Raw genomic sequence first — 12,822 nt, forward strand, 5'->3', positions numbered from 1 at the left:
TGTGGGAGCGAGCCTGCTCGCGAAAGCGGTTTATCAGTCAACATCAATGTTGAATGTGCAATCGCATTCGCGAGCAGGCTCGCTCCCACAGGGGGAATCCATCGACCGACAAAGTTAAACTTGTCCCCCCGCTTCGCTGTCTCTGAAACAACACCTCCAGAGCGCACGCAGCCGGCATGGCGAAATCCCCCGACTTTGCAAAAACCTGGTTCAGCGCCCGCGACTGGAAGCCGTTCGCCTTTCAGAAACAGGTGTGGGCGGCGGTGAAAAACGGCGAATCCGGGTTGCTCCACGCCAGCACCGGCGCCGGTAAAACCTATGCGGTGTGGTTTGCTGCGCTCAACCGCTTCGCCCGCCTGCAACCGCCCGTGGCTACACCGCGCAAACGCAAACCGCCGGCCGAGCCGTTGACAGTGCTGTGGATCACGCCGATGCGCGCCCTCGCCGCCGATACCGCCCGCGCTTTACAAAGCCCGGTCGATGAATTGCAGATTCCGTGGTCCATCGGCCTGCGCACCGGCGACACCAGCAGCAGCGAACGCTCTCGTCAGGGCCGGCGTCTGCCGACCACGCTGATCACCACCCCGGAAAGCCTCACTCTGCTACTAGCTCGCGCCGATGCGCGCACGGCGTTGTCGACCCTGCGCATGATCGTCGTCGATGAATGGCACGAATTGCTCGGCAACAAACGCGGCGTGCAATTGCAACTGGCTCTCGCCCGCCTGCGTCATTGGCAGCCGGAATTGATCGTCTGGGGCGTGTCCGCCACCCTCGGTAATCAATCTCACGCCGAGCAAGTGCTGATCCCACAGGGCGGCGGCGTCAGTGTTCAGGGCAAAAGCGAAAAAACCCTGCAAGTCGACACCCTGCTGCCACCGGCCATCGAGCGTTTTCCCTGGGCCGGCCACATCGGTCTGAAGATGCTGCCGCAGGTGGTGGCCGAACTTGACGCCTGTGCCAGCAGCCTGGTGTTCACCAACACCCGTGCGCAATCGGAGATCTGGTATCAGGCGCTGCTGGAAGCACGGCCGGACTGGGCCGGGTTGATTGCGTTGCACCACAGCTCACTGTCGCGCGACACCCGCGACTGGGTCGAGCAGGCGTTGAAGAATGGCCAATTGAAAGCGGTGGTGTGCACCTCGAGCCTGGATTTGGGCGTAGATTTCCTCCCGGTCGAACGCGTGCTGCAGATCGGCTCGGCCAAAGGCGTTGCGCGCTTGATGCAACGTGCCGGGCGCTCCGGCCACGCACCGGGGCGCACCTCGCGGGTGACGCTGGTGCCGACTCACAGCCTGGAACTGATCGAAGCGGTTGCCGCACGCGATGCCGTCGAGCAACGGCGCATCGAGCCGCGCCTGTCACCGCTCAAGCCGCTGGATGTGCTGGTCCAGCATTTGGTCAGCATGGCCCTTGGCGGTGGCTTTATTCCTGGAGACTTGTACGAAGAAGTCCGAGGCGCCTGGGCCTATCGCGACCTGACAGCGGCAGACTGGGCCTGGGCGCTGGCGTTCGTACGCCATGGCGGGATGTCTCTTACAGCGTATCCGGATTACCGCCGGGTCGAGCCGGACGAACACGGCGTCTGGCGTGTGCCGGATGCGCGTCTGGCGCGGCGCCATCGCATGAGCATTGGCACCATCGTCAGCGACGCGAGCATCAACCTGAAATTCTGGAGCAAGGGCGGCGGCGGCAAACAGCTGGGCAGCGTCGAGGAAGGCTTTATCGCGCGACTGAAACCCGGCGATGGTTTCCTCTTCGCCGGCCGCCTGCTGGAACTGGTGCGGGTGGAAAACATGACAGCCTACGTCAAACGCAGCACCGCGAAAAAGGCTGCCGTGCCGCGCTGGAATGGCGGACGCATGCCGTTATCCAACGAACTGGCCGAAGCGGTGGTCACGCGCTTCAGCGCCGCTGCTCAAGGTCAGTTCAAAGGCCCGGAAATGCACGCGCTGCGTCCGCTGCTGGAGACGCAGATACGCTGGTCCGGCTTGCCCACCACGGAAAATCTGCTCGCCGAGGTGCTGAAATCCCGCGAAGGCTGGCATCTTTTTCTCTATCCGTTCGCCGGGCGACAAGTGCATCTGGGACTGGCGAGCCTGTTGGCATGGCGCGTAAGTCAGCGCCAGCCGGTGACCTTCTCGATTGCCGTGAATGATTACGGCCTGGAACTGCTCAGCGCCACGCCGGTGGATTGGGCCACGCATCTGGACGCGCACCTGTTCAATGCCGATGACTTGTTGCTGGACGTGCTCGCCAGTCTCAATGCCGGTGAACTGGCGTTGCGCCGTTTCCGCGAAATCGCGCGGATCGCCGGGCTGGTGTTCGCCGGGTATCCGGGCGCACCAAAGAGTACCCGCCAGGTGCAGGCGTCGAGTGGCTTGTTTTTCCAGGTGTTCAAACAATACGACGCCGACAATCTGCTCTTGGCCCAGGCCGGGGAAGAAGTCCTACGCGAGGAACTGGATATTCGTCGTCTGGAACAGACACTGGAGCGCATCAATCAGATGAAACTGGACGTGCATCAGGTTAAACGTCCTACACCACTGGGTTTTCCGCTGCTGGTGGAGCGGATGCGCGAGAGCATGAGTTCGGAAAAACTGGCTGACAGGATCAGAAGAATGGTCGGTGACCTGGAAAAAACCGCTGATAACGGGAAATCGTCGTGAGTGCGTACCCGGTGCGTTTGGCCGGTGAGGAGTTGTGGCTGCTGCCGGAGAAAGCGCTGTACTGGCCAGCGCAGGAAGCATTGCTGATCGCCGATGTGCATTTCGGTAAGGCGGCGGCCTATCGCAGCCTCGGCCAGCCGGTGCCGCATGGCACGACGGCGAGCAACATCGAGGTAATCGACGCGTTGCTGGCGCGGTTGCCGTGTCGCCAGTTGATCTTCCTCGGGGATTTTCTGCATGGGCCTGGTTCACATGTCCCGACCACGCTGAATGCGCTGGCAGAGTGGCGCGCACGGCACGCTGACCTGCCGATGACGCTGATTCGCGGCAACCACGACAAACGCGCGGGCGACCCACCGGCATCGCTGAATATCCGCGTGGTGCCAGAGCCGCTGTTATTGGGGCCGTTTGCCTTGCAGCATGAGCCCGATGCGCATCCGGAACGGCACGTGCTCGCCGGCCACGTGCACCCGGTCTATCGGCTGCATGGCAAAGGTCGGCAGAGTCTGCGCCTGGCTTGTTTCAGACTCGGTGAGCGCATCAGCCTGATGCCGGCATTCGGTGCGTTTACCGGCGGCTATCAGGTCGAGCGCGACGACAGCTGCAGAGTCTTCGTGATCGGCGACAACGAAATATGGCCCGTCAGCTAGATCGCAAATCGATCAGACTGACGGGCCATATCCATGCCGGTGGATCAGGCGACAGGCGCCGGAGGCGGCTCGTCCGGCAGCGTGGGTTCGCCTGGTTCGGTCGGTTGTTCGTTGGGAGTATCGGGATCGGGCTGGCCGGGCACGCCGCCGGACAGGCTCAAAGACGGATTCGCCAGTAACGACCAGGCCAGAACGCCTATCTGATTGGGCTCAAGCCTTGCCAGTTCAGCGCTGATTCGCGGGTCGATCTTCATAGGGCACTCCTCAGTGAAGGCCCGAATCTGTGTGTAACAAAAACGGGCAGTACACCCCATAGAGTGTCTGCCCGCCAAAGAATTCCCGACATCCGTCGGATGGTCGATCAGGTACGCGGCAAGGTCACGCCACGCTGGCCCTGATATTTGCCGCCACGATCCTTGTAGGAAACTTCACATTCTTCATCGGATTCGAGGAAGAGCATCTGCGCCACGCCTTCGTTGGCGTAGATTTTCGCCGGCAGGTTGGTGGTGTTGGAAAATTCCAGCGTCACATGACCTTCCCACTCAGGCTCGAGCGGAGTGACGTTGACGATGATGCCGCAGCGCGCGTAGGTGCTTTTACCCAGGCAGATGGTCAGCACGTTGCGCGGAATGCGGAAGTACTCGACGGTGCTGGCCAGGGCGAAGGAGTTCGGCGGAATGATGCAGACGTCGCTGTGGATGTCGACGAAGCTGCCGGCGTCGAAGTTCTTCGGGTCGACAATGGCCGAGTTGATGTTGGTGAACACCTTGAAGTGGTTGGTGCAACGCACGTCGTAGCCGTAGCTCGACACGCCGTAGGAAATCACCCGGCTGTCGTCGCTGCCGCGCATCTGGCGCTCGACGAACGGTTCGATCATGCCGTGTTCCTGCGCCATGCGGCGAATCCACTTGTCCGATTTGATGCTCATGGCGGGTTTGTCCTGAATAGCGAGGTGGAAAAATTCTGTCCGGCATCTTACCGGGCGCATCGCCGCGATCAAAGTGCGCAACGCAATTCTCGGCGAACACCCCGTATTTACGCGATGTGGCGACGAACCGTCGCACCGCCGATCCCTAAAACACAGAATCCTTTGCAAGAAACATTGGCACGTTCCGGAAAAAGGGTTAAGGTGGCGTCACTGTGTTGCTTGTGTCACTGAGAATCTCTACACGATATGTTGAATTTCGATCCAACCATCTACAAGAATTTTTCCTGCTCTTTGCACTCAGTCTCGGCCAGGGTTCTTCCTGAGTCGCAGTTATCTTTGTTCAAGGAGTTACACCATGTCTAATCGCCAAACCGGTACCGTTAAGTGGTTCAACGATGAAAAAGGCTTCGGCTTCATCACTCCACAATCCGGTGACGACCTGTTCGTTCACTTCAAAGCTATCCAATCCGACGGCTTCAAAAGCCTGAAAGAAGGCCAACAGGTTTCTTTCATCGCTACCCGCGGTCAGAAAGGCATGCAAGCTGAAGAAGTACAAGTTATCTAACTTGTAGCTTCTTTAGAAAAGAGCCCCGCCCTTAAAAGCGGGGCTTTTTTGTGGGCGCCTGTTTTGCGCTGGCAAAAAAAATCGCGACCCTTGGGGCCGCGATTTTTTGTTTCTGCCCTTACCAGGCGACGCCAAACCCTGCGGTATAACGGGTCTTGTTCAGATCCGCATCGTTGGTGCCGCTGATGATGTCGCGCTCGGCCTTGAGGTTGAGCGAGGCCCAGTCGGTGACCTTGTAGCGCAGGCCCAGCTCGGCATCCAGTGCGTAATCGGCAACGCTCGACAGCGGCTTGCCGACTTCGCCATTGGTGAAGAACTCGACCTTCTTGCCGATCAGGTAGCGGTTGTAGTCCCACTTCATCGCGACGGAGTAGAAGTTGTCCTTGCTGCCATCGCGGTATTCATAGTCGGTGCGGTTGAGCAACGAGCCCAGCGAGAACGCACCCAGCTCATCGTCCCAGAACTGGTAACCCGGACCGGTACCGACCACACGCTGACGCGCCAGCTCTTCGATGTGATCACGCTTGTAGTTGATGCGCCCCTGCCAGAACCACTGATCGGTGAGGAAGCGGTCGAGGGAATATTCGGCGCGCCAGTTGTTGGTGGTGGTTTCCGTATCCTGCACTTCGCGGTTGTACTCGCCCTCGCCGGTATGGCGCCAGCGACCATGGCGAGCCGAGGTCTTGAAGGCGACGTCGTAATCGTCGGTGTCCTTTTCGGCGCGCTGATAGTCCAGCGCCAGATCGACATTGCCCTTCCATACCAGGTCGGTGACGATCGGCTTGGGCTTGAGAATCTGCTGAATGCTCGCCAGCTCGACCGTCTTCGGCGCCTCGCCGTTGGCCAGGGTGACCTTGCCATCGTCGGCCGCGGTGAGCGACTTCGACACTTCGCCGGCATAGGCGTCCTGCTTCACCAACAGATGCTGATCGCTGTCGAGGGTCTTGACCTCTTTCCAGTCAATCGCCACTGCGCCGGCGTATTTGGTCTGGATCAACAGCTTGCCGCCGTCGAAAACCGTGATAGTGCCACTCAGCTTGTCGCCGTTTTTCAACCAGACGGTGTCGGCAAGCAGGGGCGTGGACGCGCTGAAAACAGCAAGGCACAACAGGGTTCTGGGGAACATAAGCAGATCGGGGGCTCAGAGTTGGCGAAAAGGGTCGGCATTATCCGTAGGATTTTGCCCATGACAAGGACTGACCGGACTATTTCAATTGAGTTCATTTCTCAACTGCGCCACGAGCGATTACCCTTGTCGCCATCATCACGCCAATGCTCAGGAGCCGCGTACGTGAAAGACCCGCTCGACAGCGTCGAAAACGATGCGCAAATCCGACGCACGGCACTCTACTCGACGCTCGCGCAAGTGCCCGAAGGCAAAGTCGTCAGTTATGGCCAGTTGGCCGAACTTGCGGGGCTGGGCCGCGCCGCGCGCTGGGTCGGGCGGACTTTGAGCCAGTTGCCCGGCGACACCAGGCTGCCCTGGCACCGCGTGCTCGGCGCCGGCGGACGCATCAGCCTGCCGGTCGGCAGCCCTTCCGGTGATGAACAACGTGCGCGATTGCGCATGGAAGGCATCACCGTCCAGAACAATCGTGTGGATATTCGGCGCCATGGCTGGCGTCCGGTAGAGCACAGCGGTTAGAGTGCGCGCTTTGTTTTCGCAATTTTGAGGCAGACTTCAGCCCATGCCCCGTAAAACCTGGCGCGCCGCGCTCGCCGCCTATGCCAGTCCTTCGACGCTCGTGCTGTTGTTGCTCGGTTTTGCCGCCGGCCTGCCGTACATGCTGGTGTTCTCGACGCTCTCCGTATGGCTGCGTGAAGCAGGCGTGGCCCGTGAAACCATTGGCTATGCCAGCCTGATCGGCCTGGCGTACGCGTTCAAATGGGTCTGGTCGCCGCTGCTCGATCAATGGCGCCTGCCCTTGCTGGGCAAGCTCGGCCGCCGCCGTTCCTGGCTGGTGCTCTCCCAGGCACTGGTGATTCTCGGCCTGATCGGCATGGGTTTCTGTGATCCGCAGAAGCATTTGTCCTGGCTGATCGCCATTGCTGTCGTGGTTGCCTTCGCCTCCGCCACGCAAGATATCGCGGTCGACGCCTATCGCCTGGAAATCGCCGATGACAGCCGCCAGGCCGCCCTCGCCGCCAGCTACATGTCCGGTTACCGCGTTGCCGCCCTGCTCGCCACCGCCGGTGCGCTGTTCTTCGCCGAAGGTTTCGGCTCCACCGGCTTCAACTATAAGCACGCAGCTTGGACCGGCACCTATGTGCTGTTCGGCGCATTGATGGTGCCTGCGCTGCTGACCACGCTGTTCATGCGTGAACCACCCGTACCGCTGCGCACGCAGTTACAGGCCGGGCGCTATACGTTCATGCATCAACTGATGTCGGTGTTCGTGCTGATCGTTTTGCTGGTCTCCGTGCCGGCGATGTTCACCCAGCTGTACAACACCGATTTCGCTGGCGTGCTGTTCGGCGACATGAGCCCGCTCGATTTGCTGCTCGAAGACCGCGCCTTTCTGCGCGCCATCCTCTACATATTGCTGACGGGGATGTGCCTGTCGGCCATGGGCCGGCGCGGACTGGCGCCGGTACTGACGCCGATCAATGACTTCATCCTGCGTTATCGCTGGCAGGCGCTGTTGCTGCTGGGTCTGATCGCCACTTACCGGATGTCCGACACGGTAATGGGCGTCATGGCCAACGTGTTTTATATTGACCAGGGTTTCACCAAGGATCAGATCGCCAGTGTGAGCAAGATTTTCGGCCTGATCATGACCCTCGTCGGTGCCGGCATGGGTGGCCTGTTGATTGTGCGTTTCGGCATTCTGCCGATCCTGTTTATCGGTGGTGTATCTTCGGCAGCGACCAACCTGCTGTTCGTCATGCTCGCGGACATGGGCCCGAACCTGCAGATGCTGGTGGTGACCATTTCCCTCGACAACTTCAGCTCGGGCCTGGCGACATCGGCGTTCGTTGCCTACCTGTCGAGCCTGACCAACCTGAAGTTTTCCGCTACGCAATATGCCCTGCTCAGCTCGATCATGTTGCTGCTGCCGCGCCTGATGGGCGGCTATTCCGGCGTGCTGGTCGAGAAGTTCGGTTATCACAGCTTCTTCCTCATTACCGCCCTGCTCGGCGTGCCGACGCTGCTACTGATCGCGCTGCACTGGTTTCAGGAGCGCCGCCGCGAAGGACAAACACCGACGCCCGAGCCTGCACCGACGCCCGTCACCGAAGAATCGTAGGACGCTTCGCCAATGGCGGGAGGAATCCCGCCGCTGGCGCCTTCCGCCGGCCACACTTCTGTACGTCAGCAAAACTCGCCGGTACACTGCTCCGTCATTTCCAGTCATAGCAACCGACAACGGCCAACCATGCGCACCAGTCAATTTTTGCTCGCCACACAGAAAGAAACGCCTTCCGACGCGGTCGTGATCAGCCACCAGCTGATGCTGCGCGCCGGCATGATCCGCAAGCTTGCCTCGGGCCTGTACACCTGGCTGCCGATGGGCCTGCGAGTCATGCGCAAGGTCGAAGCCATCGTTCGCGAAGAGATGAACGCTGCCGGTTCTCTGGAAGTGTTGATGCCGAGCACCCAACCGGCCGAGCTGTGGCAGGAATCGGGGCGCTGGGAAGAATACGGCCCTGAGCTGCTGCGCATCAAAGACCGCCACGGTCGTGATTTCTGCGCGGGCCCGACCCACGAAGAAGTGATCACCGATCTGATGCGCAACGAGTTGAGCAGCTACAAACAGCTGCCAATCAACCTGTATCAGATCCAGACCAAATTCCGTGACGAAATCCGCCCACGCTTCGGTTTGATGCGCGGCCGCGAATTCATCATGAAGGACGCCTACTCCTTCCACGCTGATCAGGCGTCGCTGCAGGTCACCTACGACCGCATGCATGAAGCCTACTGCAACATCTTCACGCGTCTGGGCCTGAAATTCCGCCCGGTAGAAGCCGACAACGGTTCGATCGGTGGTGCAGGTTCCCACGAATTCCACGTGCTGGCCGAGTCCGGCGAAGACGATATCGTCTTCAGCAACGGCTCCGACTACGCGGCGAACATCGAAAAAGCCGAAGCGGTGCCACGGGAAACCTCGCGCCCTGCGCCAACCGAAGAACTGCGTCTGGTCGACACGCCGGACACGAAAACCATCGCCGCCCTGGTGGAAAAATTCAATCTGCCGATTGAAAAGACCATCAAGACCCTGATCGTCCATGCCGAAGAAGAAGGCAAGCTGATCGCGCTGGTGATTCGTGGCGACCACGAACTGAACGAGATCAAGGCTGCCAACCAGCCTGGCGTGGCCAGCCCGCTGGTGATGGCCTCCGATGCCGAACTGCGTGACGCGATTGGCGCCGGCGCCGGCTCGCTCGGCCCGCTGAACCTGCCGCTGCCGATCATCATCGACCGCTCGGTCGCGATGATGAGCGACTTCGGCATTGGCGCGAACATCGACGACAAGCACTATTTCGGCGTGAACTGGGAGCGTGATCTGCCGGTTCCGACCGTTGCCGACCTGCGCAACGTCGTCGCCGGCGATCCAAGCCCGGACGGCAAAGGCACGCTGGAAATCAAGCGCGGCATCGAAGTCGGACACATCTTCCAGCTGGGCAACAAGTACAGCAAGGCGATGAAGTGCGAAGTGCTGGGCGAAAACGGCAAGCCGGTGACTCTGGAAATGGGTTGCTACGGCATTGGCGTTTCCCGCGTGGTCGCCGCTGCCATCGAGCAGAACAACGACGCCAACGGCATTATCTGGAGCGACACCCTGGCGCCATTCCAGATCGCGCTGGTACCGCTGCGCTATGAAACCGAACAGGTGCGCGAAGCCACCGACAAGCTCTATGCCGAACTGACGGCGGCCGGCTTCGAAGTGCTGCTGGACGATCGCGACAAGAAAACCAGCCCGGGCATCAAGTTCGCGGACATGGAGCTGATCGGCATTCCACACCGGATCGTGGTCAGCGACCGCGGCCTCGCCGAAGGCAACCTGGAATACAAGAGTCGTTCCGAAGCAGAGGCGCAAGCACTGCCGGTGGCCGATGTTGTGTCCTTCCTTCAGGCCCGTATCCGCCGCTGAAACCAGATAGAGACGTCATGTTCAAGCGAAACACCTTAGGCCTCGGTGGCGCCGCCCTGTGCGGCGCCCTGCTGGTCAGCGGCTGCGCCAATCACATGTCGCAACGCAGCGAGCACGAAGAGCGGGTCGAGCGAAAGTTGCTCGATCACAGCCTGCAGATCGATGTCGGCGAGCCGAAGGTGCTCGAGCTGCCGCAGCGACGCGTGAAGATCAACGAGCAGAAGACTTTCGAAGTCACCGAGTTCGAGGTCACCCGTCGCTACGACCGCTACACCCCTTACCAACCCTGGCGCGAAGTCTACGAGATTCCGCTGGGCGCGGTGGCCGTGGTCGGTGGTGTCGGTGCGAACGTGGTCAACGTGTTCGCACTCGGCAATCTGCCGGATAGCGTCACCCGGGATTGGCTGAGCTACGGTTTCGCCGGGCTCAACCCGTTCATGAACGTGCAGTCCAATGGTCGCGCGCAGCAAAACCTCGCGGGCATCGACGAAGTCCAGCGCGACAAGCGCACGGAGTATTCGAGCCTGCCGTGGAGCGAACGACCGGTGCAGGTCAAGGCCGGCAAGCAGACGTTCGACATGACCACCGACCGCAACGGTGTGCTGCGCTTGAATCTGCTCGACAGTCCGTTCGCCGAACATGACCTCAACCATGTCGGCCGCTTGCAGATCAGTGTCGAAGACGCCAAGGACGATGTGCATTCCGACTCGACCCTGATGCTCAGCGGCCACCTGCGCGGCAAGTTGATTGAGGCGCATGGGCTGATTTATGACGATCTGGAAGATGACGAGGTGAGCCAGTGGGTACACCGGGTCAAACGCCTGTCGGAGCTGGGTCTGGAAGAAGAAGCCAGTGAGCTGGAACAGAGCCTGATCGAACTGACCCGCAATGATCCGGAGTTGCAGGCTGAGTTTCTCAAGTCTCTGGCCAAGGATGCAGGGCGCCTGGTTGCAGATCCGGGACCGAATTAAAAGCTAAAGGCATCGCGGGCAAGCCCGCTCCCACAGGGTTTATGGGTGTTCACACAATATGTGTTTCACCATCGATCAATGTGGGAGCGGGCTTGCCCGCGATGATTATCTGAATACGCCGCAAATCTACCGCTCAAACAACTCCATCTGCTCAAACCCGCCGCGCAAATCCTCCAGTCTCACTCCCACCCCCAACAGCCGCACCGGCTTGCCGCCGCGATTGAACGCCTGCGTCAGCATCAACTGATAACTGCCAAGGTCGCGCCCTGCCCCAGCCTGCTCCAGCGTGGTCTGGGTGAAATCATGAAATTTGACTTTGACGAACGGCTTGCCCGGTCGATAACTGCTGTCGATCCGCGCCATGCGGGTTTTCAGGGTATCGAGCAGCTCGGGCAATTTGTCCAGGCAGCTGCGCAAGTCCGGCAGATCAACGTCGTAGGTGTTTTCCACGCTGATCGACTGACGGCGGCTGTCGTTGTGCACCAGCCGGTCATCGATTCCACGGGCCAGATTCCACAAGCGCTCGCCGAAACTGCCGAATTCGCGCACCAGCGCCAGCCTGCCCCACTCGCGCAGGTGCTGGCAGTCAACGATGCCGAGCTTGCCGAGCTTGTCGGCGGTGACCTTGCCGACGCCGTGCAGCTTGCTCACCGGCAGACCACTGACGAACTCCTCGACCTGATCCGGGGTGATCACGAACAAACCGTTGGGTTTTTTCCAGTCGCTGGCGATCTTCGCCAGAAATTTGTTTGGCGCAACGCCTGCGGAAACGGTGATGTGCAATTGGTTGGAGACCCGGCGGCGAATGTCCTGGGCGATGCGCGTAGCGCTGCCGCCGAAATGCGCGCTGTCGGACACGTCCAGATAGGCCTCGTCGAGCGACAGCGGCTCGATCAGGTCGGTGTAGTCGGCGAAGATGGTATGAATTTCCTTCGACGCTTCCCGATAAGCGTCCATGCGCGGCTTGACGATGGTCAGGTCCGGACACAGCTTTAATGCATGCCCGGAAGCCATGGCCGAGCGCACACCATAGGCGCGCGCTTCATAGTTGCAGGTGGCGATCACCCCGCGTCGATCCGCTGAACCACCCACCGCCAACGGCTTGCCGGCAAGAAGCGGATCATCGCGCATCTCGATGGCGGCATAGAAACAGTCACAGTCGATGTGGATGATTTTTCGCTGGGTCATGTCGGAAAAAGACAACGTGGCAAGCCGGAGCGGCAGTATCTCATTGGTACCTGTATATAGCACCAGTGGTTGAATGTTCTTTTCCGACCGTAGGAGATTTCCGATGAATTTATTTTTTCAATCACAGATCAGCGCGCAATAGAGCTGAAAGCCTTGCGCCACTTGCCCTGCGCGCCGGCCGCCCGCCGTGAAAATACGCTAAGCGCTTGAACCTCAACAGATTTATCCGGATCGACGGTTGACACACTCGCGAACCTCTGTAGAATGCCGCCACACAGACGCGGGATGGAGCAGTCTGGTAGCTCGTCGGGCTCATAACCCGAAGGTCGTCGGTTCAAATCCGGCTCCCGCAACCAAACATCAGAAAAGGCTACTCGAAAGAGTGGCCTTTTTTGTGCGCGTCTGTTTTGCAAACGGGCGCCCTGCTCAATCTCTAGCGAAACGGCAATTTGTTGAATTTCCGAAACTTACGCATTACCTGCGACCGTTCGCCGCGATTTCGCAGTTATTTGGCCCATTCCAGGATTAGCGGTTGACACCTCGCCGTTCGCCTGTAGAATGCCGCCACACAGACGCGGGATGGAGCAGTCTGGTAGCTCGTCGGGCTCATAACCCGAAGGTCGTCGGTTCAAATCCGGCTCCCGCAACCAAACATCAAAAAAGGCTACTCGAAAGAGTGGCCTTTTTTGTATCTGTTGAAAAAGTCCTTTCGCAACAATGATCTGTCACTGTGCAGTGAACCGCTGGGGATCATCAGAACC

At 59.9% G+C, this 12,822-nt stretch carries 11 protein-coding genes and 2 tRNA genes; 9 read left to right on the plus strand and 4 right to left on the minus strand.

Features of this window, described 5'->3' with window-relative positions:
- The first annotated feature begins 176 nt into the window (after window positions 1–176).
- Window positions 177–2,666, plus strand: a complete 2,490-nt coding sequence (locus AB4N48_RS18515) for a ligase-associated DNA damage response DEXH box helicase (RefSeq protein ID WP_460094147.1) — start codon at window positions 177–179, stop codon at window positions 2,664–2,666.
- Window positions 2,663–3,316, plus strand: coding sequence for a ligase-associated DNA damage response endonuclease PdeM (pdeM, locus tag AB4N48_RS18520; protein ID WP_412070916.1), 654 nt, complete (start codon window positions 2,663–2,665; stop codon window positions 3,314–3,316). Before AB4N48_RS18515 ends, pdeM begins: the two co-directional genes overlap by 4 nt.
- A 44-nt stretch (window positions 3,317–3,360) precedes the next feature.
- Here the strand turns inward: pdeM and AB4N48_RS18525 are convergent, their stop codons facing one another.
- Together AB4N48_RS18525 and dcd are read right to left on the minus strand one after the other, a co-directional pair.
- Window positions 3,361–3,570 carry a hypothetical protein gene (locus AB4N48_RS18525; RefSeq protein WP_016771389.1) on the minus strand — a complete coding sequence of 70 codons (210 nt, stop codon included), beginning with the start codon at window positions 3,568–3,570 and terminating at the stop codon, window positions 3,361–3,363.
- A gap of 107 nt (window positions 3,571–3,677) precedes the next feature.
- On the minus strand, window positions 3,678–4,244 hold the full coding sequence (gene dcd, locus AB4N48_RS18530; protein ID WP_007940589.1) for a dCTP deaminase: 567 nt from the start codon (window positions 4,242–4,244) through the stop codon (window positions 3,678–3,680).
- A gap of 355 nt (window positions 4,245–4,599) precedes the next feature.
- Here dcd and AB4N48_RS18535 point away from each other — a divergent pair, with 355 nt between their 5' ends.
- Window positions 4,600–4,809 carry a cold-shock protein gene (locus tag AB4N48_RS18535; RefSeq protein WP_002554837.1) on the plus strand — a complete coding sequence of 70 codons (210 nt, stop codon included), beginning with the start codon at window positions 4,600–4,602 and terminating at the stop codon, window positions 4,807–4,809.
- A gap of 118 nt (window positions 4,810–4,927) precedes the next feature.
- Here the strand turns inward: AB4N48_RS18535 and AB4N48_RS18540 are convergent, their stop codons facing one another.
- The gene (locus tag AB4N48_RS18540; RefSeq protein WP_460094148.1) at window positions 4,928–5,935 is read right to left on the minus strand and encodes a DUF481 domain-containing protein; all 1,008 of its coding nucleotides are present in this window, start codon (window positions 5,933–5,935) and stop codon (window positions 4,928–4,930) included.
- A 165-nt stretch (window positions 5,936–6,100) separates the two neighbouring features.
- Here AB4N48_RS18540 and AB4N48_RS18545 point away from each other — a divergent pair, with 165 nt between their 5' ends.
- The 4 genes from AB4N48_RS18545 to AB4N48_RS18560 all read left to right on the plus strand — a co-directional run bounded on the left by AB4N48_RS18545 (window position 6,101) and on the right by AB4N48_RS18560 (window position 10,873).
- Window positions 6,101–6,454: an MGMT family protein gene (locus AB4N48_RS18545; protein ID WP_071174585.1), complete on the plus strand. Its 354-nt coding sequence runs from the start codon at window positions 6,101–6,103 to the stop codon at window positions 6,452–6,454.
- Between the two features lie 43 nt (window positions 6,455–6,497).
- The gene (locus tag AB4N48_RS18550; RefSeq protein ID WP_024011895.1) at window positions 6,498–8,057 is read left to right on the plus strand and encodes an AmpG family muropeptide MFS transporter; all 1,560 of its coding nucleotides are present in this window, start codon (window positions 6,498–6,500) and stop codon (window positions 8,055–8,057) included.
- A gap of 129 nt (window positions 8,058–8,186) precedes the next feature.
- Entirely contained in the window at window positions 8,187–9,902 is a 1,716-nt protein-coding gene (locus tag AB4N48_RS18555; protein WP_041478071.1) for a proline--tRNA ligase, read from the plus strand.
- 17 nt (window positions 9,903–9,919) lie between these two features.
- Window positions 9,920–10,873: a hypothetical protein gene (locus AB4N48_RS18560; RefSeq protein ID WP_056783330.1), complete on the plus strand. Its 954-nt coding sequence runs from the start codon at window positions 9,920–9,922 to the stop codon at window positions 10,871–10,873.
- A 126-nt stretch (window positions 10,874–10,999) separates the two neighbouring features.
- On the opposite strand, the gene dinB is transcribed toward AB4N48_RS18560, so the two are convergent.
- Window positions 11,000–12,061: a DNA polymerase IV gene (gene dinB / locus AB4N48_RS18565; protein WP_150743346.1), complete on the minus strand. Its 1,062-nt coding sequence runs from the start codon at window positions 12,059–12,061 to the stop codon at window positions 11,000–11,002.
- Window positions 12,062–12,340: 279 nt separating this feature from the next.
- Here dinB and AB4N48_RS18570 point away from each other — a divergent pair.
- Both AB4N48_RS18570 and AB4N48_RS18575 read left to right on the plus strand, forming a co-directional pair.
- Window positions 12,341–12,417, plus strand: a tRNA-Met gene (locus AB4N48_RS18570).
- Window positions 12,418–12,634: 217 nt separating this feature from the next.
- Window positions 12,635–12,711, plus strand: a tRNA-Met gene (locus AB4N48_RS18575).
- The last annotated feature ends 111 nt before the right edge of the window (window positions 12,712–12,822 follow it).

The sequence above is a fragment of the Pseudomonas sp. S2_C11 genome, assembly GCF_054668395.1.